Source organism: Paenarthrobacter nitroguajacolicus, assembly GCF_031455195.1.
Classification (GTDB): Bacteria; Actinomycetota; Actinomycetes; order Actinomycetales; family Micrococcaceae; genus Arthrobacter; species Arthrobacter nitroguajacolicus_D.
Window position 1 is genome coordinate 271,651 of sequence record NZ_JAVDSH010000002.1, and the last position, 23,056, is coordinate 294,706.

25 protein-coding genes are annotated in these 23,056 nt (G+C 60.4%); 10 read left to right on the forward strand and 15 right to left on the reverse strand.

The annotated features are described in order from the left end of the window. Nucleotides 1–8: 8 nt before the first annotated feature. Complete coding sequence (locus J2Y68_RS05055) at nucleotides 9–611, forward strand: TetR/AcrR family transcriptional regulator (RefSeq protein WP_309990539.1); 603 nt, start codon at nucleotides 9–11, stop codon at nucleotides 609–611. A 2-nt stretch (nucleotides 612–613) separates the two neighbouring features. Here J2Y68_RS05055 and J2Y68_RS05060 read toward each other — a convergent pair whose 3' ends face one another. The 5 genes from J2Y68_RS05060 to J2Y68_RS05080 form a co-directional block, all read right to left on the reverse strand. Then, nucleotides 614–1,801 carry a TerC/Alx family metal homeostasis membrane protein gene (locus tag J2Y68_RS05060; RefSeq protein ID WP_309990541.1) on the reverse strand — a complete coding sequence of 396 codons (1,188 nt, stop codon included), beginning with the start codon at nucleotides 1,799–1,801 and terminating at the stop codon, nucleotides 614–616. 164 nt (nucleotides 1,802–1,965) lie between these two features. After that, nucleotides 1,966–2,517: a hypothetical protein gene (locus J2Y68_RS05065; RefSeq protein ID WP_309990544.1), complete on the reverse strand. Its 552-nt coding sequence runs from the start codon at nucleotides 2,515–2,517 to the stop codon at nucleotides 1,966–1,968. Between the two features lie 45 nt (nucleotides 2,518–2,562). After that, the gene (locus tag J2Y68_RS05070) at nucleotides 2,563–3,633 is read right to left on the reverse strand and encodes a hypothetical protein (protein WP_309990548.1); all 1,071 of its coding nucleotides are present in this window, start codon (nucleotides 3,631–3,633) and stop codon (nucleotides 2,563–2,565) included. Between the two features lie 104 nt (nucleotides 3,634–3,737). Continuing rightward, nucleotides 3,738–4,145, reverse strand: coding sequence for an SRPBCC family protein (locus tag J2Y68_RS05075; RefSeq protein WP_309990550.1), 408 nt, complete (start codon nucleotides 4,143–4,145; stop codon nucleotides 3,738–3,740). Continuing rightward, a complete protein-coding gene (locus J2Y68_RS05080; RefSeq protein WP_309990553.1) occupies nucleotides 4,138–4,470 on the reverse strand; it encodes an ArsR/SmtB family transcription factor in 333 nt (110 codons plus the stop codon). Before J2Y68_RS05080 ends, J2Y68_RS05075 begins: the two co-directional genes overlap by 8 nt. Nucleotides 4,471–4,676: 206 nt before the next feature. Here J2Y68_RS05080 and J2Y68_RS05085 point away from each other — a divergent pair, with 206 nt between their 5' ends. Together J2Y68_RS05085 and J2Y68_RS05090 are read left to right on the forward strand one after the other, a co-directional pair. Further along, nucleotides 4,677–5,042 carry a hypothetical protein gene (locus J2Y68_RS05085; protein ID WP_309990555.1) on the forward strand — a complete coding sequence of 122 codons (366 nt, stop codon included), beginning with the start codon at nucleotides 4,677–4,679 and terminating at the stop codon, nucleotides 5,040–5,042. Next, nucleotides 5,039–5,233: a hypothetical protein gene (locus J2Y68_RS05090; protein ID WP_309990558.1), complete on the forward strand. Its 195-nt coding sequence runs from the start codon at nucleotides 5,039–5,041 to the stop codon at nucleotides 5,231–5,233. The genes J2Y68_RS05085 and J2Y68_RS05090 overlap by 4 nt, the downstream gene beginning before the upstream one ends. A gap of 45 nt (nucleotides 5,234–5,278) precedes the next feature. Here the strand turns inward: J2Y68_RS05090 and J2Y68_RS05095 are convergent, their stop codons facing one another. Then, nucleotides 5,279–5,869, reverse strand: a complete 591-nt coding sequence (locus J2Y68_RS05095; protein WP_309990561.1) for a hypothetical protein — start codon at nucleotides 5,867–5,869, stop codon at nucleotides 5,279–5,281. A gap of 23 nt (nucleotides 5,870–5,892) precedes the next feature. Then, nucleotides 5,893–6,396, reverse strand: coding sequence for a MarR family winged helix-turn-helix transcriptional regulator (locus J2Y68_RS05100; protein WP_309990563.1), 504 nt, complete (start codon nucleotides 6,394–6,396; stop codon nucleotides 5,893–5,895). Nucleotides 6,397–6,483: 87 nt separating this feature from the next. Here J2Y68_RS05100 and J2Y68_RS05105 point away from each other — a divergent pair, with 87 nt between their 5' ends. Then, on the forward strand, nucleotides 6,484–7,410 hold the full coding sequence (locus J2Y68_RS05105; RefSeq protein WP_309990566.1) for an EamA family transporter: 927 nt from the start codon (nucleotides 6,484–6,486) through the stop codon (nucleotides 7,408–7,410). 445 nt (nucleotides 7,411–7,855) lie between these two features. Here the strand turns inward: J2Y68_RS05105 and J2Y68_RS05110 are convergent, their stop codons facing one another. Continuing rightward, nucleotides 7,856–9,046: a YDG/SRA domain-containing protein gene (locus tag J2Y68_RS05110; RefSeq protein ID WP_309990568.1), complete on the reverse strand. Its 1,191-nt coding sequence runs from the start codon at nucleotides 9,044–9,046 to the stop codon at nucleotides 7,856–7,858. A gap of 547 nt (nucleotides 9,047–9,593) precedes the next feature. On the opposite strand from J2Y68_RS05110, the gene J2Y68_RS05115 reads away from it, so the two are divergent. Beyond that, a complete protein-coding gene (locus J2Y68_RS05115) occupies nucleotides 9,594–10,985 on the forward strand; it encodes an APC family permease (RefSeq protein ID WP_309990571.1) in 1,392 nt (463 codons plus the stop codon). Nucleotides 10,986–11,002: 17 nt separating this feature from the next. Here J2Y68_RS05115 and J2Y68_RS05120 read toward each other — a convergent pair whose 3' ends face one another. The 3 genes from J2Y68_RS05120 to J2Y68_RS05130 all read right to left on the reverse strand — a co-directional run bounded on the left by J2Y68_RS05120 (nucleotide 11,003) and on the right by J2Y68_RS05130 (nucleotide 13,596). Further along, entirely contained in the window at nucleotides 11,003–11,854 is an 852-nt protein-coding gene (locus J2Y68_RS05120; protein WP_309990574.1) for an SDR family NAD(P)-dependent oxidoreductase, read from the reverse strand. 78 nt (nucleotides 11,855–11,932) lie between these two features. Then, entirely contained in the window at nucleotides 11,933–12,307 is a 375-nt protein-coding gene (locus J2Y68_RS05125) for a TfoX/Sxy family protein (RefSeq protein WP_309990577.1), read from the reverse strand. Between the two features lie 44 nt (nucleotides 12,308–12,351). Then, a complete protein-coding gene (locus J2Y68_RS05130) occupies nucleotides 12,352–13,596 on the reverse strand; it encodes a flavin-containing monooxygenase (RefSeq protein ID WP_309990579.1) in 1,245 nt (414 codons plus the stop codon). 101 nt (nucleotides 13,597–13,697) lie between these two features. Here J2Y68_RS05130 and J2Y68_RS05135 point away from each other — a divergent pair, with 101 nt between their 5' ends. Both J2Y68_RS05135 and cspE read left to right on the forward strand, forming a co-directional pair. Continuing rightward, nucleotides 13,698–13,898, forward strand: coding sequence for a hypothetical protein (locus tag J2Y68_RS05135; RefSeq protein ID WP_309990582.1), 201 nt, complete (start codon nucleotides 13,698–13,700; stop codon nucleotides 13,896–13,898). A gap of 241 nt (nucleotides 13,899–14,139) precedes the next feature. Continuing rightward, entirely contained in the window at nucleotides 14,140–14,343 is a 204-nt protein-coding gene (gene cspE, locus J2Y68_RS05140; RefSeq protein ID WP_011773907.1) for a transcription antiterminator/RNA stability regulator CspE, read from the forward strand. 69 nt (nucleotides 14,344–14,412) lie between these two features. Here the strand turns inward: cspE and J2Y68_RS05145 are convergent, their stop codons facing one another. From J2Y68_RS05145 to J2Y68_RS05155, 3 genes are all read right to left on the reverse strand, one after another. After that, on the reverse strand, nucleotides 14,413–15,216 hold the full coding sequence (locus tag J2Y68_RS05145; RefSeq protein WP_309990585.1) for a hypothetical protein: 804 nt from the start codon (nucleotides 15,214–15,216) through the stop codon (nucleotides 14,413–14,415). Nucleotides 15,217–15,346: 130 nt separating this feature from the next. Beyond that, nucleotides 15,347–15,985, reverse strand: coding sequence for an ABC transporter ATP-binding protein (locus J2Y68_RS05150; RefSeq protein ID WP_309990587.1), 639 nt, complete (start codon nucleotides 15,983–15,985; stop codon nucleotides 15,347–15,349). 63 nt (nucleotides 15,986–16,048) lie between these two features. Further along, nucleotides 16,049–16,279: a hypothetical protein gene (locus J2Y68_RS05155; RefSeq protein ID WP_309990589.1), complete on the reverse strand. Its 231-nt coding sequence runs from the start codon at nucleotides 16,277–16,279 to the stop codon at nucleotides 16,049–16,051. 1,064 nt (nucleotides 16,280–17,343) lie between these two features. On the opposite strand from J2Y68_RS05155, the gene J2Y68_RS05160 reads away from it, so the two are divergent. The 3 genes from J2Y68_RS05160 (at nucleotide 17,344) to J2Y68_RS05170 (ending at nucleotide 22,195) form a co-directional block, all read left to right on the forward strand. Continuing rightward, on the forward strand, nucleotides 17,344–19,899 hold the full coding sequence (locus tag J2Y68_RS05160; protein WP_309990592.1) for a LuxR C-terminal-related transcriptional regulator: 2,556 nt from the start codon (nucleotides 17,344–17,346) through the stop codon (nucleotides 19,897–19,899). A 78-nt stretch (nucleotides 19,900–19,977) separates the two neighbouring features. Next, nucleotides 19,978–21,237, forward strand: coding sequence for an APC family permease (locus J2Y68_RS05165; RefSeq protein ID WP_309990594.1), 1,260 nt, complete (start codon nucleotides 19,978–19,980; stop codon nucleotides 21,235–21,237). Nucleotides 21,238–21,508: 271 nt separating this feature from the next. Next, complete coding sequence (locus tag J2Y68_RS05170) at nucleotides 21,509–22,195, forward strand: nucleoside/nucleotide kinase family protein (RefSeq protein WP_309990596.1); 687 nt, start codon at nucleotides 21,509–21,511, stop codon at nucleotides 22,193–22,195. A gap of 53 nt (nucleotides 22,196–22,248) precedes the next feature. Here the strand turns inward: J2Y68_RS05170 and J2Y68_RS05175 are convergent, their stop codons facing one another. After that, a complete protein-coding gene (locus tag J2Y68_RS05175; RefSeq protein WP_309990598.1) occupies nucleotides 22,249–22,911 on the reverse strand; it encodes a hypothetical protein in 663 nt (220 codons plus the stop codon). Nucleotides 22,912–23,056: the final 145 nt, after the last annotated feature.

The window sequence follows — 23,056 nt, forward strand, 5'->3', positions numbered from 1 at the left end:
GTAACTGAATGCAGCCTGCGCCCCAGACCCTTGGCCGACGTGAGCGGAACAAGCAGGAAAAGCTTGACCGCATCACCGCGGCCGCCCGAGAGCTTTTCACCCAGTACGGAGTGGATGAGGTTACCACCCAGCAAGTGGCTGAGAAGGCCGACGTCGGATCGGGAACCTTGTTCTTGTATGCGAAAACCAAGGCGGAGCTGCTGCTTCTGGTGCACAACGTGAAATACGCTGAGGCGCTGGACGTGGGAATCGAAGCTGCCGCCGCCGAAGCCGAGGTCCTGGACGCGGTAATGGCCATCATCAACCCGATCATCACCTGCAACCGGGTACAGATTGAGAACGGCAGAACCTATCTGAAGGAAATCGTCTTTGGCGATCCGGCTGAGCCACACCACGCAGAGGCGCTGGCCCTCACCCAACGGACGGAAGCCGCCGTCGTCGATGTCCTGAACCGCGACAAGAAGCTTGCGGCGCGCGGATCCGGAAAACTGGCCGGAATCATCTCCGCGATCATGTTCATCAGCATGACGTCGGCAGCCAACCTGGGCCTGAACGATGCCCAGGTTGGCGACGATATCCGTGCCCAGGTCAGTGTGCTGCTGGGCGGCTAGCTTTAGCGGTTGAGGAACGCCTCGTGTTGGCGGTGTGCCTCGGCCACTTGCTCGCGGATCTTCTCCACGTCCTTGGCCTTGTTCCGGTACTTCAGTGGCATCTGAACGATCTGGGCTTCCTCAGCCGTCAGTGCGCGGTAGATACGCTCGCGCTCGTTGGCGTCGGCGGTGTAGTCGAGGTCCAGATAATCAACGGCGTGGCGGCGGGCGTTGTTGATGGCCGTCTGGGCCTTGCCCGCCGGGCTGATCAGCGAGAGCACCACGGTGATGACCAGGACACCGATGATGACGCTCAGCGAGAGGCCGGTGGTGATTTCGATGACGTTGACGTGCTCGCCGTCGTTGATGAACGGCAGGTTGTTTTCGTGCAGTGCGTGCAGGATCAGCTTGACGCCGATGAACGCCAAGATCGCTGCGAGGCCGTAGGAGAGGTAGATGAGGCGGTCCAGCAGCCCGTCGATCAGGAAGTAGAGCTGCCGCAGGCCCATCAACGAGAACGCCGTGGCGGTGAAGACGACGAACACGTTCTGGGTGAGGCCGAAGATGGCCGGAATGGAGTCGAGCGCGAAGAGGATGTCCGTGCCGCCGATCGCCACCATCACCAGGAGCATCGGGGTGAGCGCACGCTTGCCGTTGAGCATGGTGAAGAGCTTGTCGCCGTCGTACTTGTCCGTGGTGTGGAAAAGCTTCTTGGCGAGACGGATGATGAAGTTGTTCGCCTGATCGTCCCCGTGGTCGCCGGGCTTGAGCAGGTTGCCTGCCGTGAGGAGCAGGATGAGGCCGAAGATGTAGAACACCCAAGCGAACGAGTTGATCAGCGCGGCGCCCAGGAAAATGAAGCCGGTGCGGGCGATCAGCGAGAACACGATGCCGAAGAGCAGCACCTTCTGCTGATCCTCGCGCGGCACCCGGAAGCTCGCCATGATGATTAGGAACACGAACAGGTTGTCGACCGAGAGGGCCTTCTCCGTGATGTAGCCCGCGAAGTACTCCGACCCCATCTGGCCCCCGCCGAAGATCAGCACCAGGATGCCGAAAACGATCGCGAGGCCCACGTAGACGGAGGACCAGACGGCGGCTTCCTTCAGCGACGGGACGTGTGCCTTGCGGATGTGGAAGAAGTAGTCGAAGGCCAAGAGCGCCAAAATGACGACGATGGTGATGCCCCAGATGAGGGGAGAGACGGTCATGTGATCCTGCTTTCGTGAGGCGCGCGAATGGTGTTGCTCACCGAGGGTCAAACTCGTGGAATCAAATTTACCGGGTCTGGCGGGGCGGCGGGTAACCGGGGTGTGAAGTGGAAAGTACGACGGCGGGGCGCGCCTTGGCGGCCTTCTCTTGGTTTCGCTCTTGCTTACTTGCCGCGAATCGTCCTGAGATGTGCGCCCAAGTCTTCGGTTGTTAGTGCCAGTGACGCTTCGGGGGCGTTCGTACTGAGCCACATATACACGCGGTTTCCGGTATGGGCGACCAGGCCGAGCAGCTCACGATGCTGCAGACTCCACCCGGCAGCATCGATCCCGTTTATTCGGATGGACGCGGGCTGAGCGCTGGCGCGCCCAAGGGCCGCCGCCACGTCGTCACCGTATGGAACCATATGGCTGCACGCGAAGTTTGTAAGTTCGTTTGCCAAGAGGTCCACAAGGTGCACGCTCCGCATGGGCAGGTTCTGCGCCGGTATGAGGGTTATCAGGCACAGCGCGCCCTTGTTCGTGTCGGCGAAGTTCGCAGCGACCCTGATTCCCGCTTCGACCTTGGATGGGCCGGAAATGGAGGACGGGCCCGGATCAGTGAGTGACAGGCACACTGCGAACTCGCCGAAGTCTTCCGCGCGGGATGCGCGTTGCTTTCGGGCAGCATCCCGAGCCGGATTGTCAGTTGCCGGTTGGTACATTGATCCACCCATACCCGCGATTCTCCACCCTGATTCGTGTCCCGGCGGGGATATCGCCTAATCCGCCCGGATTTGGAACCACTCGTCCTGGTTATCGGGCCGGTGCCAGAACTGCCGTGGCTGTTCTTCGGATTCGCGGGCCACGTCCGTGAGCCAGATCGTGCTGCCCGGGTCCCAACCCGCGATCACTGTTGCGGTGTCCGGGCCAACGGGGAGCGCGCGACCTGCCGAATTGAGGTAGCCCGCGACGGTGAGGTGCACGGCGTCCCACTCCGATGCGGCCTGCTCCCAGTCAGGGATGAGCCAGCGCCCGTGGCGACCGGTAGAGCGGAACCAGTCATGGCGGCGAGATGCAGTGACCTCCAGCGGGTAGGTCCGGCAAAGATCGGTCCAATCCGTGGCCGTGCGTATCTCCAGAATCCGCCCGGCGCCGCTCACAGGGATAGTGGTTGCCTTTTCCCACCCGAGGGAATCCTCCACGAGGCTGAGCCCTCCGGGGATCAATGGGACGGTTTGCACAAGCCCATGCGGGATTGACCACCACTCTCCGCCCACCTGGGCCCTAATGTCTGCAGGGCGTTCCCACGCGGCGCGGGCCTCATCGGCGCGCTCCTTGCGGCCCCATTCGGCCAGGATTTGCTGGGGACTTCGGGGGAGTGGAGCTCGGTCGTTTGCGGAACGCCAGTCGATCGCCCACTGCCCCGGCCGGAAGCCGTCCCGCCACCATTGCGACGCGGGTGATTCCAGAACCCCCGCTGCGACGTGTGCCAACGCAGCAGCCACCGCATCCGTGGCGGCGAGAGCGTCCTCACCGTCGGGTTCCTGCCAATACCTGGCGGTGTTCACGCTTCGCTGCAGGGCGTATGGCACCAAGGAATTCACGGTATCCAAGTCCAATGCGTTGATGCGGGAAACCAACTCGGCGAGGGTCGGAGCAGCTGAAACGGGCTCAGGCTCCTTGGAGGAGCTGAGCGTGTACATGGCCCTCGATCTACCGGCCGCCGGATCGAGGTTGTAGCTGAGGTGGCGTGCGGCCCAGAGGATTTCCTCGTCGGCTGCCATGGCAAGCTCCAGGCACAGTCGTCTTCCGCGGGGACCTGCAAGCAAGGACTCGGCATCGGGCAACATCAGCCCATCCTGCCATGCCCGTGCGGCGCACGCCGTTGGTGCCGGATCTACGTCCGGCACCGTGCAGGAAAGTGCGACGACGGCACTCGCCTTAGCTGCCGACGCTAGCTGGCGTTAACCAAGACCTCGTCGATCCGGGCAAGCAGGCCGGGCCAGCCGTTGCCCATGCCCTCGATAGCTTGGCGTCCCATAGGTGAGTCAAGGTTGAAGCCGGCGTGTTCGAAGTAGAGGGTGGTCCCGCCGTCGACCGTTTTCAGTGTCCAGGTGATGATGGTGTCCAAGGTTCCTTCGGCGAAGCTGAAGCTGATGGACGTGCCAGGCTCGACCGTGAGGACTTCGCAGGACTGTTGGCCCCAGGCGCCCATGTCCATGGTGAACCGGTGGCCGGCTGCGGGTGCTATGTCGCCGGGTGCCCACCAGCGGGCGAGGAGGTCGGGCGTTGTCAGGGCTGCCCACACGGCGTCCTGGGGGTGCGGGAATGTGCGTTCGAGGCGGATAGCGTTGTCAGTCATGGGTATTTTCCTGTTCAGTTAATTGGCCGTCCAGTAGTTCGGCCAGGGCGTCGAGACGCTGGTTCCAATATTGCTCGTAGTGCTTCAGCCAGCCGTTGACTTCCTGCAGCCCGGCGGCTTGGAGGTGGTAGATCCTGTGCCTGCCTTGCCGTTCCTCCCGGATCAGGCCTGCTTCCTTGAGGACACTGAGGTGTTCCGACGCCGACGAGCGGCTGAGTTCCAGCTGGCCGGTGAGTTCGCCCGCGGTCAGGGGACCTCCGAGGAGGCTGTCGAGGATGGTGCGCCGCGAAGGGTTTGCGAGGGCACCGAAGACGTCGATAGGCATCATTCGATCATATGTCGGAAATTTCCGAAATGAAAATGTGGGGTGCTCGGTGGCACCTAGGAGGAGTGCTCTGCCACTCATCTTCGGGCGATTGAGCACCTATTTGGGTCGGGCCGCCACCTAGTTTGGTGCTTTTGGGCACCTAGTCCGGGTTTGGAGACCCACGCTGTTCGTGTCACAGCAAGCGTCGCGTCAGGGGAGGCTTTATGCCAGCAAACACGATGGAGACCAAGCGGTACTCGTTGTCTTTGTCCTTGATTTTAGGGGCCAGTGTGCTGTGCGTGGGGTTGGTGCCTGAGCCGCTGATCTTCGTCGTCGCTGCCGCGTTGGTGGTGTGCATCCTGGCTGCAGCTGTGCACTACAGGAAATGGCGGTGGGTGCCGTCCTGTAGCCAGGAATCGGAAATGGCCAGGCTCAGCGTAGGTTGCGTCACTGCGACCACGTTGGCGTTGCTTCTCAGGGGATACCCACTGAGTTTCGTGTTGACGCCGCTCGTTGGCGTTGCCGCGGCCGTCGGGATGAATCGGGAGCTCACCACGCGCGGGCGTCTTAGTGGCAGGAGCAAAGAATGAAAACGGCTCCGCATCCCCTGCAGGTCGTGTCGTTCTTCCTTATGGGACTCAACTTCGCCGTCTGGCAGCCTTTCTCCTGGTGGCGTGCCGCGGCTGCGGTGCTCATGCTCGGATTCGGTTGCTACGGCGTTTATGTGTTGCGGCGGAGCAAGCGTAAAGAGTCGGGCCAGGAGCCTTGCGAGCTTGAGTGACCTGAGATTGAGAATGGTCTGCAGACTTTCGTTTGCGGGCCACCTCTAATGGTGAGGGTTTCCGTCGGGGCGGAAGCGGTTCTGAAATTCAGCGTCACCGGAGCCAGCCACAAATCCGAAGTCGTACTTTCCGTTGTCCGGAGGGATCTCGCGCTCCAGTTTCAGTGCCGTCGTGGGCGTGAGCAGGGTTTTAGCGATTCCGCTTTCGGTTTCAAAGGTGAAGGACCCAAAGATTGTCGGGTCAATGCGGTGCCTGAGGAGGAGTGTTGTGTCCGAGCCATTCACCTCACATGCAACCGGATGATAGTCGTCCAGGTGTCGGCCCCATATGGGCAGGGAGAGTGGGAACGACAGCTTGACGGATTCAGGAAAGGAAAACGGGATGCGATCAATGGAAAGGCTGAAATCATCGGCGCCGTCCGTCTGAAGGGTGAGGGAGCGGGGGGCAAATGTTCTCGTCGGTCCGTCCGGTAACTCCTTCGCAGACCACATGAAGGCCCGCGGATGCACCGAAACGGCATGCCTCACCAAATGGTTGCCGCTCTGGCAATACGAGGTGCCGGTGTAGGCACTTGCCTGTCCGCCTCCCAGTGCTTTTCCGATTGCGATCGCCAGTTGCTCAGAGGAAGTGTCCACGCCTCATCCTTGCATGGGACCGCTTAGGTGGGGTCGACGTCGTTGTTTGTCAGTAGGAACTTGCGCAGCAGGTTCGCCAGCTGTGTCCTCTCAGTCTTGGAGAGGCCTTCGAGCATCTTCTGTTGGTTCTCAACGTGGTGCTCCACTACGTCATCCACCAAGGCGAGTCCCTCGGGCGTGAGGCTAATGAGTAGTTGCCGGCGGTTCTCGGGGTTGGTCTCGCGATGGACCAGGCCGCGGCTTACTAACCGGTCCACTCTGTTGGTCATCGCCGCCGAGCCGATCATGGTCAGGCTGGCGAGCCTGCCCGGCGTCAACGGCGCCTCGGCTGCCGACCGGCGCAGTGTCGCCAGGACGTCGAACTCCCACGGCTCCAGTCCGAACTGGTTCATGAATTTCTGCACGTCCAGAGAGGCGAGGCGGCTCGCCCTGTTGAGCCGGCCCAGAACGCCCATGGAGCTGACGTCCACGTCGGGTCGCTCCCTGTTCCACTGCTCAAGAATCATGTCCACTGCGTCGCGGTCCATCGTCCTCCAATGCTTGACCTCAAACAGTACAGCACCTACATTGTCTTAAATCAAATAGTTCGACATCGAAATGTATGGAAGTGAAAGATGAGTTCATCTGCAACGGTTGCCAGCACGGCGGGAGTTGGGGCGTCGAAGGCATCCCCTCGCGACCTCTTTATCACCGCCCTTGCGCCGATGGTCTGGGGCTCCACCTATCTGGTGACCACGGAGTTCCTCCCCGCCGACCGGCCGCTCCTGGCCGCAACCGTGAGGGCCCTGCCCGCTGGGATCGTGCTCATGTTGGTCACCCGAACGTGGCCACGGGGGAGTTGGTGGTTCAAAGCGGCGGCGCTGGGTGCGCTGAACATCGGTCTGTTCTTCTTCCTCCTGTTTTTCACCGCGTATCAACTGCCGGGTGGACTGGCGGCGTTGGTCATGTCCATCCAGCCCTTGTTCGTGCTCTTCCTCGGCGTGCTGTTGCTGGGGGAGAGAATCCGCAAGGCGCACATCATTGCTTGCGCGGTGGGAGCCGCGGGTGTCGGCTTGCTCGTCCTGCGATCCGACGCGACGCTGACTTTTGTGGGTGTGCTGGCCGGAATGGCGGCGGCGCTGAGCATGGCGGCCGGCATCGTCCTCACGAAACGCTGGGGAAGGCCCGACGGCGTGGGGCTGCTTGGGTTTACCGGCCTGCAGTTGGCAATGGGTGGAGTCATGCTGCTGCCCGTGACGCTGGTGGTTGAAGGACTGCCGGGGTCGGTTTCGCTGCCTAACCTGGCGGGCTTTGGTTACCTCAGTGTCATCGGCGCGTTGGCTGCCTACGCGGTGTGGTTTCGGGGTATCCAACGACTGCCGACGATGGTGGTGTCGTTCCTGGGATTCCTGAGCCCGCTTGTGGCGACGGTGCTGGGGTTCGTGTTCCTGGGGGAGGCGTTGTCGGGGTGGCAGATTGTTGGTGCGGTGTTGGTGCTGGGGTCGGTGTTCTTGGTGCAGCGGCCTGAGGCCCTTGGGGCCTCCCGATCGAGTGCTGACTGAATGGAATGCCGAGGGGCTCGAGCAGCCAGAGGCTCTCCCTTGAAGTTCGCTGGAAGCTCGCGCAGTTGGATTCGAAGCTGGAGGGATTCTTGGAGCTACGCGTAGGAGCCCAGTCACCTTCCGAGACAGGATCGCGTCGCAACGAGCACCACATTCCGGCCTTGCGATTGGAGGAAATCGTTCTCCGGAAAGTGTCTGAGGAGGCAGGCGCCGGATGCCACCTGTCCGCACGGCTGGTCGGTGCCGATGATGAGTACGGCGCGATCGGGGAGTAGCTGGGGGTTGCTGGTACCTCCCCGGGACCCTTCCCCTCAATGGTCGGCAGCTCGCGCTTGCACCAGGGACAGTTGATCAGCCGCGAACAGCAGGGTCGAAAAGCATCTTTCAGCCGTGAACTTGCGTCCGGGTGCCAGCTTGGAATAGATTCCTCGGCCCGTGTCGCGGCTTATTGGGAACCAGCAGCCCGTCCCGAAGAAGCTGTCGAGAACTGTTCCTGATAAGCAAGATGGTCGTAGTTGAGCCCGTGGGCCTCCACCACTCTCAACTTTCCCGTCGGTCTCCCAAGATTCATGACCGTGCTGTCTTGTCGAACGGTCAGGGCATGCCCGTCAAAGAGGACGTGACAATTTGGGCATAGGCAAAGGATGTTTTCCAAAGTATCCGGTCCGTTGTGGGGGATGCCCAGCGGGCGGATATGTGCACCCTCCGAATACGGCCCCACGGCAGTGATGAGTCTGGTTCCGCACATCTGACACGTGTTGTCATAGAGGCGTTTTACGGAAGCGGCGACATCGTAGTTCCGAATGATCCGATTGGCGTGTGCGCTGCGTCGAGGCGGCGTTACGTCTTCCCCGCGGGTCAAAGCCGTCGCAACTTCATCGGGAATGAGGCTTTCGCCAGCAACTGCTCGGAGCTGGTAAATCAAGACTTTCCAGCCGTCACGTTTACCCCAGCCCCATGTCGTGACCGTGAACAGCCCTAAGTAGATGTATTCAGTGTTGGCCTTCCTCGCGGTGAGCACGGACTCCTTGACCAGGACTCGAACAGGCCGGCCAAGTTTGTAATTCTCGACGAGGCCAAGATTGCCTTTTTCCAGCCTTTGATCGGCGATGTGCCGGCCGGTGTTAGCGTCGCGACCACCAAAGCCGGTGTAGGTGATGAGGTCACCCTGAATCTCGTCATCTGAGTATCCATCTGAAAGGCAAATCGATTGGGTGCCGCCTGCCTGACCAGCGATGCCGGCTTGAGTGGTCCTGTGAACGCCAGCTTCGAACGCCTCCCGTCGATCCCTGAAAGCTGTCCCCGGCGGGCAATCCGGGATTTCCCCATACATACGCGCTGGCGGCTCACTGGCAATTGAGGTGAGCTCTATGCCAAAGCGTTTCAGTGCCTTTCTAGTCTCTTCACCGCCCGAGAATAGCCGGCTCGAGAGTGGGCCCCTGGCCGGATGCTGGTATCCGTAGGCGACTGCCAAAAGCGGCTTGGAGTCGATAAGCATGCCGTTGACAGCGGCGAAGTACCGCACCGATGGTTGTTGTCCGTGCTTGGCCAGGAATGCATCTCGTCCCAGAACCTTGAATTCGTCGGCCGTATTTGCAATTGCTGATGGATCTGTCAGCTCCGATAATGCCCCCACAGATGTAACCCACTGCCTTTGTCCCTTTTGTTGCCGGCCACTGTCCGATGTTGGGTGGCGGCGGATCGTTTGAGTACTGGCACGAGTGCCAACGATCTGCTTTCAAAAATATATGAACAACCGCGTCACGGCTGGCACCTAGCGGACACATAATTTGGGGATCTACATCTCACATCCGGTTTGAGTGTTGTGACAAGTCAAGTTTTGGCGACGGAGAACGCAAGTGAATGGAGGATGTGAGGTGGCGGTCAACGGTAAGATCCCCCGTCGGGGAGTTGCCGTAGGCGGGCGAGCGCGCACGAGGTAAACGTGAGCGCCGCCGCCGCCTCAGAGCCACTCGTCACATATTGACTGTGACCCGCCTCACCGTCACACTAAATGAACGCTATTCATTTCACGTTCAAAAGACCAGAGGCGTCCACCACGCGCCCCTGAGCGGCCCCAGCACTTCAGGATCTCGGTGACCCCGTAGATCCCGTTGCCGCTACGAAGTTCTGCAGCGTCGCAGCTTCCCAGCACACTCCAGCATGACCACCAAGGATTCCCAATGACCCCCATGTTTGAAACTGATACACCGGCAGGCGAGAAGCCTGTGGGGCCCGCGTCCACGGAGTCGGCGAACCAAGGTTGGCGCCGAGTCCTCGGGGTTCCATCCCTGGTCCTGCTGGGCTTGGTTTACATGGTGCCGCTGACCATCTTCAGCACCTACGGCATCGTCGTGGAACTGACCGGCGGGCGGCTCTCGGCTGCCTATGCAGTGACCCTGGTGGTCATGCTGTTCACGGCCCGCTCGTATGGCCGGATGTCGCAGGCGTTCCCATTCGGGGGATCGGCGTACACCTATGCAACCCGATCGTTCGGGCCAGGCCTTGGCTTCATGGCCGGATGGTCGCTCCTGCTGGACTATCTGTTGCTGCCGATGATCAACTACCTGCTGATCGGCATCTACATGAACGCGGCCTTCCCAGCGGTGCCGTCGTGGGTGTTCATGATCGTCTCGATTATGGCTGTGACCGTGCTGAACATCCTCGGCATCACTGCGATTGCGAAGGCCAACTTTGTGGTGGTGGGCCTCCAAGCGATCTTCATCGTGTTGTTCGTGGCCCTGGGGCTTTCCTCCATCACCGGAACTGGCAATGTTGATCTACTGGCGCCCTTCACCGGGACCGAAGGTGCCGAGGGACTTTCGCCCGTCTTCGCCGGCTCCGCCATCCTCTGCCTCTCCTACTTGGGGTTCGACGCCGTCTCAACCTTTGCGGAGGAAACCAAGGACCCGAAGCGGAATCTGCCCCGCGCCATCATGATCACCACCATCCTGGCCGGCATGATCTTCCTGGGGCTCGCGTACATCAGCCACCTGGTTCTCCCCGTCAGCACCTTCAACGACGTGGACTCGGCGGCCATCGAGGTTATTGGCGCGGCCGGCGGCGAACTGCTCGTGGCCTTCTTCACGGCCGCCTACATTGCCGGCAGTCTCGGATCAGCATTGACCTCCCAGGCATCGGTCTCGCGAATCATTCATTCCATGGGCCGCAGCGGAGTGTTCCCTGCAGCGTTGGGGCGGCTGCACGAACGATTCCGGACACCCGTCCTGCCCATCCTTTTGACCTCCGCCGTGTCGCTACTGGCGTTCGTATTGGACCTTTTGACCATCTCATCGCTGATCAGCTTCGGAGCGCTCGTAGCGTTCTCCGTGGTCAACCTGGCAGTCATCAAGCACTACTTCTTCGACCAAAAGGCCCGCGGAGCTCGCGGCGTGATCCATAACCTTGTGCTTCCGGGCATTGGGTTTGTACTCACGATCTGGCTATGGACGAGTCTGAGTGGCCTGTCGATCGGATTCGGTCTGGCATGGGCTGCCGTTGGCTTGGTCTGGCTCGCCTACTTGACGCGTGGTTTCCGCAGGCCTGCGCCGCAGCTGGACCTGAAGGAGTCGTAGGTTTCCGGAGCGGAAGCTCAGAGGATCTTCGCCAGTCGGGTGCATTCCTCCCACAGCCTCTTCCGCGACGCCGGGTCCGACCCCATGCCCGGCGTCGGCAGTTCCTTGCGCTTGGCCCACAGTTTGCCGGTCACGGCAGCAGTATCCGGCGAAGTGGCCAGCCAGACGGGCGTATCTGCCGCTTCCTCGGCAGGCTTACCCAATGTGTTTGTCAGCCAGCGGAATGGTCCGCCAACGTCCTGCAGCAGCCCCGTGTTCTTTACCAGGCCCGGGTGCACGGCATTCACCACAACGTTTGAGCCCCGAAGACGCTCCGCGAACTCCTGAGTCAACAGAACCCGGCCAAGCATCGTTGGTGGGGTAGCGCGCATGTAGCTGTACTTGCGCTTGGTGGTCTGAAGGTCGTCGAAATCTATCTTGGTAACCGACGGGCCACCCGAATACTTCGACGCGATATTGACCACCCGCGACGTCCAAAGATCGTCTTCACTCGCGCCTTGTTTTAGCGAATCCACGAGCAGGTTGGTGAGCAGGAAATAGCCCATTACGTTGGTGGCGAATGTGACTTCGAGGCCGTCCGGGGTCACTTGGCGTTCTTTACGGAACACGCCAGCAGCGTTGACCAGCACGTTGAGTTTTTGATGACGGGAATGGAACTCGTCAACTGCCGACCGGATTGAGGCCTGGCTCGAGAGGTCAGACGCAAGCGGCTCCAGCGCCGCGTTGGGGACCACAGCCTGGATGTCGCGAATCGCGTCTTCTGCCCGCGCTTCTGAACGGCCAAGCACGACGACGGTCCCTCCTTCGCGGGCCAGCGCAGTAGCGATGGCCTTGCCAAGGCCGCCCGTAGCGCCCGACACGAGGGACACGCGCCCATTCATTGATGCCATAGCAGGATCACAGCACTTCCGGACATGTTTGGCGAGAGCTTTTGGGCGCTGGATTCGCTAATTCTTGGGCTGCTTCGCCTTGGGTGCTTTCGGTGCTTTGGGCGGCAATTTCGCCACGTTCTCAAACGCCTTGGACACCCATTCCGCAGTTTGCTCGGCGTCGTCCTGCCACGACTCCGGAAGTCCGACGTAACCGCCCATTGGACGTTCTGCGGGACCAAAGGGTTGCGTCTGGTGATTGGCCTCTAATTCCTGCTGGTCGGCCTCGGAGAGCTTCACGCCGATGGTGGGGCCAAACAGGCCGGCAAACATGTTGCCGTGAACGAAAGCGCCGAGGTTCCCGAACATCGGCTTAACCTCCGCCTCCGTATTTTCGGGGACGGCCGAGCGGAAGCGTTCCTTGTCCGCCTCTGATGGCTTGGGCATTTGCATGGAATCGTCCTCCTGGGAGCGTTTTGACTGAGTGGGAACAGTGTTCATAGGCCGGAGATTCGCTCAGCGATGAATCTGGCGTCTAGGCCCACACCACCGACTATCGCTGAATAGTGCCGCGTGAGCCAGGGCAGCCCGACGACGAACAGTCCAGCTGCCTCCATCACCCCACCCACGTGCTTCGGGTAGCCCCACTCATCAACCACCGGCATGTCAACGAAGCTGAAGTCGAGTTTGTACCCGGTTGCCCACAAGACGGACGTGATGCCGGAGTCGGCCAGGTTCAGCTGCGCCGGCTCCGTAGGCAGCCAGTCATCCGCTGCCAAAGGTGGCTGCGACGGCGCATCAATCCCCGCTGCCGCAATGTAAGCATCAATCGCCTTTCGTGACCGCTGTCCAAACGCGGACTCGACGGCGGCGAGGCGCTCGGGGAGGTCGTCGCTGAAGGTGATGCCGCCGTCGTCGATTGCTTCAACATGGCCATGCAAGTGCATGCCGCGGCGGCCGAGTTCGCGGAGGTGGATGCTGTGGCCGCCGTCGATGCCCGAGAGCAGAGGGTTGGGTGCGAATCGCAGGGAGGGGGAGGGGAGCGCCCTGGTGGTAAGGGCGTTGATTCCGTAGTCGGGGCCGTGCTTGCCGGTTTCGAGCATCCAGTAGATGAGGTCCTGGCCCCGGTACCGGCGGGGCGCTTCAGGGACGATCGAAACTGCGAGGTGGACGTCGCGTCCGGCGGCGTGGAGTTCCTCGGCGATTTGCCCACCTGACTGCCCGGTGCCGACGACCAGCACGGCGCCTTCGCGTAGCTGCTCGGGATTGCGGTAATCGTGAGTGTGCAGCTGGGTTACACCGTCTGGGAGCTTCGCGGCGAGAGCCGGGATCTTGGGAACTTGGTAGGCACCCGTTGCAAGAACAACGTTGCGCGCCTTCAAGCTGCCCAGAGACGTCTCAACCTGGAAGCCTCCGTTCGAGGTCGGGGACAACTTGGTCGCGTCGACGCCGGTGTGAACTGGCGCTGCGATCAGCTCCGCGTACCGCCTGAAGAGGTTCACCGCGGCGTCGCGGGGGATGAACGCGTCCCGGTCGTCGCCGTCGTACGGCATCCCAGGGAGGTCCAGCGAAAGGTTGGGAGTGTTCATGTAGAAGCCGTCCCAACGATCCTGGAAGGCACCGCCCAGAGAATCCCGTCGCTCAAGGATTTGATGCTCGACGCCGAACTGCGTGAGCCAGTAGCTCGTCGTGAGGCCCGCCTGGCCTGCGCCGATGATGACCGTGTCAGGTGTCGGTCCCATGGGGTGAACGTTACGCTTGCGGGCGGCGTTTGGGGATGGGCGAAGAAGGTTTTGAAAAGACGTAGGCTTTCCGAAAGACAATCTGGGGGGACGATTTGCACATGTCGACCACAAGCTTGATCCGGGCTCTCGATATCGCAACGTGGGTGGTGGCGGCCCTTAGCCTGGTTCTGCTCTTCAGCGGACTATTGGACAACCTCTGGGCCACGGCGTGCCTGATAGCGACTGCCGCTCCGGCAATTTCCAGCTGGGTGATCAAGGAAAGGCTCCAGGGTGCAAGCAAAGGCGACGAGCCGCAGTAGCGCCCAACTGGGGCTGCCAGGACTGTCTCCGGAACACATCTGATGGATAAATATTTCCCAGCACTAGCCATCTGCTCAAAACTCTGTAGACTTGACGGTGTTGTTGTGTTTGGCATTTGGTAGTTCAGGCAGTCCCCACGATCCTTCCGGATCGTGACCTTCTGAAGTAACGGTGGAGAACACCCCACACCCGGAGACCCGAAAGTCGGGACAATCTCCACCTTCAGTAAGGACTGAAAAAATGGCTACAGGTACCGTGAAATGGTTCAACTCCGAAAAGGGCTTCGGCTTCATCTCTCCTGAAGATGGCAGCCAGGACGTTTTCGCTCACTACTCTGCGATCAACTCCTCGGGCTACCGCTCCCTCGAAGAGAACCAGAAGGTTTCCTTCGACGTCGAGCAGGGCCCCAAGGGTCCCCAGGCAGTAAACATCCAGGCTATCTAGTCTTCGGATAACTAAGAAGCAGGGCCGGTCACTGACCGGCCCTGCTTTTTTGTCTGCCCACGTGGTCGGTTACACAAATTTCGTCATCCGTGACCAAATAACGACGGACACCAGGGAAACAAAGACCAATCCGCCGGCCATGGCTGCCAAGCCGAATTCGATCTGCACTGGGAATGGCGGGCGTGGACTGAACCCACCCCAGTAGTTGAAGACGCCCTCTCCGGCAGCGGTAAGAATGTTTCGTGGATCGTAGGGCCCAGCGAAAGGTGCCACCATAAGCAGCCCGCCGGCGGCCAAGCTCGGTATCAGCATGCTTCTGGCCACAAGTCCGACAAACAGACCCAGTAGCCCGAACATCATTGCCGTAGACGCACTGAACGCGATTTGGACTGCGGGGCTTTCAACAGCCACTGTTGCCACAGGGTAGGGAAAGCTGCGATCGACAGAGGGTAGAAAGGCGGCTCTGACGATAGGCGCCGCAGCAAGGCTCAACGTCGCCGCGATCAGGATCGCGGCCAGGGAAACGGCTACGACAGTCGCCGCCTTGGCAACGACGTATGACGTTGCGCCTTGTATGACCACTCGATCCTTCAAAATACGACGGCGGGCGTCGCCGGCCGCCACGCCGCACCCGTACACGAAAAAGAGTAGCGGGATGACCAAGAAGGTGATCATTTCAAGTCCGGTTCCGACTCCATTCGTTCCTTCGAGGGCTTGGTACGCAAGGTAGGCCCTTTCGTAGTCATAGCGAAGTGGATTGTCCACCAGCTTCTGACCGTCCTGAACCACCAGGCTCATGGGCTGTTCCATGGCCTGAGCCAGGGACAGTCCGTTGGCTGCTGCTTGTGCTTCAGTCGCCTCAAGACGAGTCATGCTGGCACCGACGTTGCTGGCACTCCCGGTGAATGCGCATACGAGAGCCAAAACCAGGCCACTGAAGGGAAGCCAGAGCATTCTGCTCCAGTGCTGGTATCTCAGTTCTGTTCTTATGGAACAGAGCAGGCTATTCATCAAAATCATCACTCTTGAAAGCCTCGTTGCCTGGATCCCGATGAACCTTGCCATGTCGAATGGTGAACTCAGATGAGGAAACGCTGCGGTAGAACGCGGATTCGTGATCTGAGATCAGTACACAGTTGGTGTCGGCGCTGGATTCCAGCAAATGCAGCAGGCCCTCTCGACCGGATTTGTCCAGGCCAGACAGCGGCTCATCCAACAAGATGCATGGTTTCCGTGCCGCGAAAGCAGCTGCTATCTTGATCTTTTTTCTTTGTCCGAGAGAGTAGGTCGCAGACCTCTTCTTGAGAAGATCATGATTTAAAAACATCCGAACTGCAGGAGTCTCTTCAATGACTTTTGGTGATGCATCCAGTAAGGCTTGCAGATTTTGTAAACCTGTGAGTCGGCCGTGCACTGTGGAATCATCAAAGGCTGCAGCAATGTTGTTCAACAATGGATCTCTGTGCCAGAGAATGCTTCCTCGGTATCGTTCAAGCCCAGCCAAACACTTCAGGAGGGTGGTCTTGCCGGTCCCGTTTTCACCTCGAAGTACGTATATGCCATTTGAGGGAATAGTCAGTGATACGTTGTGCAATACGTTTGTGCGCCCGTACCGTTTGGAAAGATCTGTTATGCGTAACATGAGTCCTCGTTTATGGAGGGGCCGGCCGCTCTGGACCGGCCCCTACGGGCTATGAGTCAGTGACTAGCCCTGCCACGCATACCAGGCACCGTCGCCGTATACGTTTGCGCTCTGGATCACGGTTGAGTGATAGACGTTGACATTTCCCCAAGGGGTGGGGGTGCCTACGCCTGCGTCGGTTAGTGCTCTGAACGAGTGCTGCCAGTTGCTCACGTAACTTCGATTGATGCCCAGTGCCTGAACCGTGTTGAACCCGAACGCGCCAACGCGTTGATATCCGTAACTACTCGTCACCCGGCTCCAGGGGCTCATCAGCTGCATGAGCCGTGGTTGCCAGGGCAGCGATGAATACTGACAAACATATTGCTGTGATGCTAGTGCGAAGTTTCATGATCTTGTGTCCCCCAATGGACATGATCTCAAGTGCCACACAGGCCTACTTGATTGAGATTTTCCCAACACCTTCTCGGGCATTGAGCTTGGTTTGAGTGCATTAACAAGTTGATGCTAGCGAAATCACTTTCACTTTTTCGGTCGCTGTTCCGCTAGCCGTTCAAGTGATTGAGCAATACTCTCAATCCCAGATCTGCATTTGTCAAACGTTCACGTTGGGAGCAGCACAAACAATCCAAGGGTTGTTTCAGTGCGATCACTGAGTTAGCAAAGCGTTCACAACCTAGAGGAGACGCACCACCACCTACTTTTGGCTAAATCACCACCTAGAGGGCCCGAAAACGGGCTGTGCAAGGACGAATTACCACCTAGTTCAATTTTCTCCCTCTACCCGTCGAAGAGGGCTGCGTATGTAGATTCATAAGAGAAGGCGAGGGCGAAATGTGATTCTCGAGATTCGATGATCTGGCGACTGCGCAGTAGTGAGCGGGTGCATCCCGTCTGCGTGCCGGCCGGCGGTAGCTCACTACTCTCCGATCAACTCCTCGGCGTACCGTTCCGTCGAAGAAGACCAGGAGGGTTCCTGCGACGGAGAAGCAGGGCCGGTCACGGACCGGCCCTGCTTTTTGTCTGCCCTAACGGATATATGTACTAGTAGGCAATCGGCGGTTAGAAAACATATCCACATAGTGAATTACACGCATGTAATTCACTGCCAGCCGTCCGTAGCGTGGGACTCAATCACCCACTACGCGAGGGATCCAGATGAAGACTGCGAGCACTGCCCACCTAGCCTCACACCACCTAGACCGGCCGCGTAAGCACCTAGTTTGGCCGAAATCACCACCTAGAAGCCCCCAAAATGGCCTGTGCAAGGCCGTTTTGCCACCTAGTCCTGTTTCGTCGATCTAGCCTGCGAAGTGAGCCGCATGTCGGGCGTCCACAGAAACAGAAGGTCAGGTCGAGTGTTCGATTCAGAGGTTCAGCGAATCCTCGATTTCGTTGCACGCGGCATAGGAGTGCGCGTCGTCGGTGCCCCTGGAAGCGGCAAGACCGCCGTCGTAAATAGCGTGATCGCCAACCTGGAGAAGACGGGCGTCTCTGTCCACTTCATCAGCGGCATGCGCACGCACCGCGGTATTCCGTACTCGGCCATCAAGGGGCTCGGTCTGGACCTGCGCCCGGGCCGAAATGGTGTCTTCGATCTTGCGGACGTGTTCGCCGCGCAGTTGGCCAAACCCGGAAAGCACCTGATGGTGGCTGACGACATCCACCTGGTGGACAACGAGTCCCTGGCTGTCCTGGAAGCAGTCCGGCGCCGCTCCGACTGCCCTTTGGTGGCCACCGCACCGGAGACGTGGGCATTCTCAAAGGGCCAACTCGCTGTCCTCAACCAGGGCCGCGAGGCTCATATGCAGCTGGACCCTCTCCACTACGAGCAGGTCCACATGCTGATTGCCCAGGTGCTTGGTGCGCCTGCAGATGCGGAGGCAACCGCCCGTATACTCACCAAGTCCGCGGGAAATCCCCGGCTCATAGTCCGGATAGCTGAGACGGCCTCAATGAGCGACCTCCTTGTTCTGCGGGACAAACAATGGCGCATGACCAGCCACACCCTATGGAACGAGCACCTTAGGGGAACGTTGGAAGCGCTGCTGGCGGAACTCACCGCCGAGGAGTTCACGGCCCTCCACATTATGGCGATACTTGGCACTGCGCGTATCGATATCCTTCAGAAGGTCATCAGCGCAGAAATCCTGGAGAACCTGGAACGCCGCGGATTTCTGTCCGTGATGAACGATCACCACGGCGGGGCGATCGCCGCCATTAGTCCACCGGTGATCGCCGACTATTTCAGAGGAGCGAAGATGCTCCGCGACCGGCATCTGCTGCGAAGCAAGATCGCGGGGATACTCGAGACCGCTCCCCAGGTGACTGGCGAAAATTCTTCGACGACGGACTGCCTTACCCAACTTCTCGCCGAGCTCCGCCTGGAGAAGGGCGACGACGACGCCGTGACTGCTCGCCACATCCACGACCACAACGCAGCACGTGAACGCGCCCGGTTCGAACGCTGGGAAGGCAACAAGACCGCCGCGAACGCGGTGGCGCTCCTCCGTACGTATTGGGGCGCTCCAGTGAACATTCAGCGCGCCGTCCGTGTCTGTGCGGAAACAACAACCGCCGACGCCGATCCATCAGACCTGCTGTTCCTCACCATCACCGAGGCGATGCTCGCTATCCATACGGGCCAAGGTCCAGGTGCCGCCGTCGAGATTCTGCGGTCCTTGTCGGCGGCCCACCCCGAGCATGAAACGGAAGTCGCCAACGCGGTTCTCTTTCTCAGCGCCTCCCATGGTCGTGTTCAGCCCACCGGCGGGCACCATCCAGAGGGTTCAGATCCGCAGCCAGGCATGCGGAACCTGGTGAGCGGGCTACTGGAGCTATACCGCCTGCGGCCCGAAGCTGCCGTCAAAGCAGTCGAGGGTGACGGGGATGAAGACGCCTTCACACACCTTCGCCCCTTTATCCGGGGTTTCGCGATGTTCGCCGCCGGCCGGGTGGATGAATCACTCGTCTTCGCTCTGGAATGGCGTGCCGAGGCCCGCAAGAACCTGGATCAGTTCGGCATAGTCACCAGCAGTTACATTGCTGCCCACGGGCTGCTGTACCGAGGAAACTTCGAAGAAGCCGAATACCTTATGAGCAGCGTCTTCGCCATGGGCCGGCCCGGGTTTGTGGTCGACTCCTTGTACGATGCCATGCTGCGGCTTGCCGGGCTGAGGCACGCAACCAACGTGGTCTCACCGGCTTTCTCCATCGCCGCCCAGGCACGGGAAGACGTGCACGATATCGGACCGCTTCCCGGCATTGGTAAAGGCGCCTACGAACTCATCGCTCACAGCAGCGCCCAACCCGCAACGTTCGATCGCAAGGCAACCAAGCTCGTCAAACGACAGCTGAAGAGTGGATACGTTCTGGAAGCCATGATGACGGCGTTGCTGTGCACATGCCTGTGTCCAGGGCGGCCTGTTCTGGAGTTGCTGCAGAAGATCCTCAGGGAGTGCGGAATAGCCGTCCACGACAAACTCCTGGCCATTGCCGCCGCTGTTGTTGAGGGAGACCACCAGCTGCTGGGCCTCCTCCTCAAGCACTACGAACCCGATCCCGACACTTACCAAATAGGGATGCTGCTCCGCGGCGCACTCAAACGCCACGTCATCGAAGGTGACAGTGTCGCTGCCGACGCCCTTGCCCAGGCCTCGTCGATGTTCGCGGTTCGGTTCCCCTCGGCCAACGAACAACTGTCCTTCAATACCTTCAGGACTACGCCACTTACTGAAAGGGAGATCGAGGTGGCTGTACTGGCGGGACACCGCTCAAACGTCGAAATCGGCGAACACCTAGGCATCAGCGCCAGGACCGTGGAGAACCACATCTCCAACGCACTCAGGAAAACCGGTGCAACGTCGCGGAACAGTCTCTTCATGCTCGTGGGGAATTCACTTCCACCGCGCTGACCCGGGATACGCTCGGAGTACCTCCTGATCATCGCCCATTTGCGGCGTTGTCAGCCTCCCAACGAGTGAAGGGTTTCCGTGAGCAATTCCCCTGCCTTGGCCCGCAGACTCGGCACCTTCGATGCCTCGCTTATCGGCCTCGGCTCCATGATCGGCGCCGGTGTGTTCGCTGCCTTCACCCCCGCTGCGGCAGCTGCAGGATCGGGGTTGCTGGTGGGCCTGGTCGTGGCAGCCTTCGTGGCCTTCTGCAACGCCACGTCGTCCGCTCAACTCGCCGCCGCCTACCCGACATCCGGCGGCACCTACGTCTACGGACGCGAACGGCTTGGGCCCTGGTATGGATTCCTGGCCGGTTGGGGCTTCATCATCGGGAAAACAGCCAGCGCCGCTGCAATGGCAATGACGTTCGCAGCCTATGCCGCGCCGCAGGGTTGGGAACGCCCGGTGGCGATTGCCGCCGTCGTACTTTTGACGGCAGTGAACTATCACGGCGTAACCCGAACAGCCGGCCTGACCCGGATCCTGGTGGTAGCTGTGTTGATTGCGTTGGCCATCGCGGCAGCTGCCGTGTGGGGCGGATCCGGGCCTGACTTTGGCAACCTGGTGGGGGATGGGCTGCTGGCCCACGGCTGGTACGGGGTTCTGCAGTCGGCTGGGCTGCTGTTCTTTGCTTTCGCCGGCTACGCGCGGATTGCGACCATGGGCGAGGAAGTCCGGGAACCTCGCCGGACCATCCCACGGGCAGTTAGCATCGCCCTTGGGATCACGATCCTGGTCTACGCGACCATCGCCGTCACGCTGCTGGTCGCGCTCGGTCCCGACGGTATCGCGGAAAATACGACGCCGCTCGCCGCCGCCGTCGAACAGGGAACCAATGCGTGGGCTGCTCCCGTGGTTCGCGTCGGAGCTGCGATCGCTTCGCTGGGCGCACTGCTGGCTCTGATCGCCGGGTTGGGGAGGACAAGCCTGGCGATGGCCCGTGAGCACGATCTTCCGCATGCGCTCGCCGCCGTCCACCCGAAATATAAAGTGCCGCACCGAGCAGAGATGACGCTGGCGGTGGTCATTTGCGTGATCGTTGCGGTGGCTGATCTGCGGGGTGCCATCGGCTTCTCATCTTTCGGCGTGCTGCTCTATTACTTGGTGGCCAACATCGCCGCGTTCACGCAACCAGTCGAGGATCGTCGCTATCCGAAGGCACTACAGGTTGCTGGAGCGGTGGCGTGCGTGGTGCTTGTTGTGACGCTGCCGCCACTGTCCGTGGGGCTTGGTGTTCTCATGTTTGTGGTTGGCATCGTGTTCCGGCTGCTGCGGCTGGCTCGGGCGAGGCGGACTTAGAGCGGTTGGGCACGGCTCCACCTGGGGGTAATCGGGTGGAGCCGTGCCGTAGTGCCTCCGACGCCGGGGCGGGTGGGGTTTCCCGCCGGACAACGGGATCCCGCCCCAGAGGCACAAGAAGACACTATGGGCGGATTTCGGGACTAGGTGGTATGAAGGGACAACTAGGTGCTGAGCGCGCCCGGTTTGTGTGGTTCATGGCCCAAGATGAGTGGAGATTCGGCGTCCCTAGGTGCTGGGGGATGAGGTCATCCTGTGCCACGATGGTCCGATGATTGGGGAGAACGTCGTGGTGGGCAGAACGAAACTTTTGCAGTTCATTGCAACGGAACTGGTGGGCCTCGGCGAGGGCCGCCGCCTGATTGGCATTGATGGCGCCGACGGAAGTGGGAAAACGACGTTTGCCGCTAACCTCGCAGCATCGATTCGGGACCGCCCGGTCGTGACCATTCACCTCGACGATTTCCTCAACCTGCAGGAAGTCCGGCATCGGCGCGGACGGGCATCGCCCGAAGGGTTCTGGCTGGACACCTACGACTACGCGGCCTTCCAGGAAAACGTTCTGACTCCGCTGCGAAGGGGCGGGGACGGAAAGTATCGCCCGGCCGTCACGGATGCCCGTCAGAACCAGAGACTTGAGTTACCTATACGGGAAGCGCCGGAGGAAGCCTTGGTGCTGGTCGAGGGGATGTTCCTTCACCGGGACGAATTGATGGGCCAGTGGGACTACTCGATCTTCCTCGATGTCCCGTTCACCGAAACCGCACGACGAATGTCCATACGCGACGGCGGCAACCCAGACCCCGAACATCCGTCCATGCGCCGGTATGTCGGCGGCCAGCGTCTCTACTTCGAGGCCGCGGAACCGTGGACGCGCGCAACCAGGGTTGTCGACAACACTCAGCCGGACGAACCCAGGTTGCTATCCCTCGGAGAAGCGTCGAAGCGCCGACGCTGATAGCAGTGTGGGGCGACCACGGCACTTCACGCCACACCCGCCCCACAGAAAAGCTACTTTTCGCAGCCGATCCCGTCGCCGTTCGAGTCGAGCTTGTAAATGTCCGAGCCAATGACCGTCACGGGACCCCGAACATACGCGGGACCATTGCCCTTGCCGCCTGCGCAGTCGACATCCGAAGCTATGGGAACGCAGCCGCTGTAGTTCGGATCGCAGCCATTTTGTGCCTGTGGTGCGGGGGCTTGGGCCTTTGGAACTACCGCGGCTGCTGCCTTGTCAGCAGCCGCTTTAGCTGCCGCAGCTTGAGCAGCTGCGGCCTGCTCTGCAGCTGCCTTGTCTGCAGCGACTTTGTCGGCCGCGGCCTTATCAGCAGCTGCTTTATCGGCCGCGGCCTTATCCGCTGCAGCCTTAGCTGCGGCCTCGGCAGCGCGCTGATCCGAAAGTTTCCGGGCGGTTGCTGAGTCCAACCACACCAACTTTCCGGATTGATCCATGCCACAGAGATAGGTGTCGCCGGCGCCCACCTGCGTAGCCTTCTCTGTTGTGCAGGTTGTTCCGGCGACCTTGCTCGGAGTTGGTGTCGGCGTCGACGATGGCGATGACTTGGACGTGCTCACTGAGCTGGCGGTGGTTGTGGACCCCTGTCCGCAGGCCGTCAGCAGGACAACGACAGAGCCTAAGGCGAGCAGGGCGAGCGATTTACTGCCTTGAGCCAAGGAAGACTTGCGCCGGAAATGCTTATTTTTGGACGTGCGAATAGCACCCTTTTTCAATGTAATGCCCCCTTTTAGATGCGCCGATGCGATGGCGCGTGTTGCGACCATAACACCGGCTGAACAGCAAAGGGAGAGGAAGTTATCT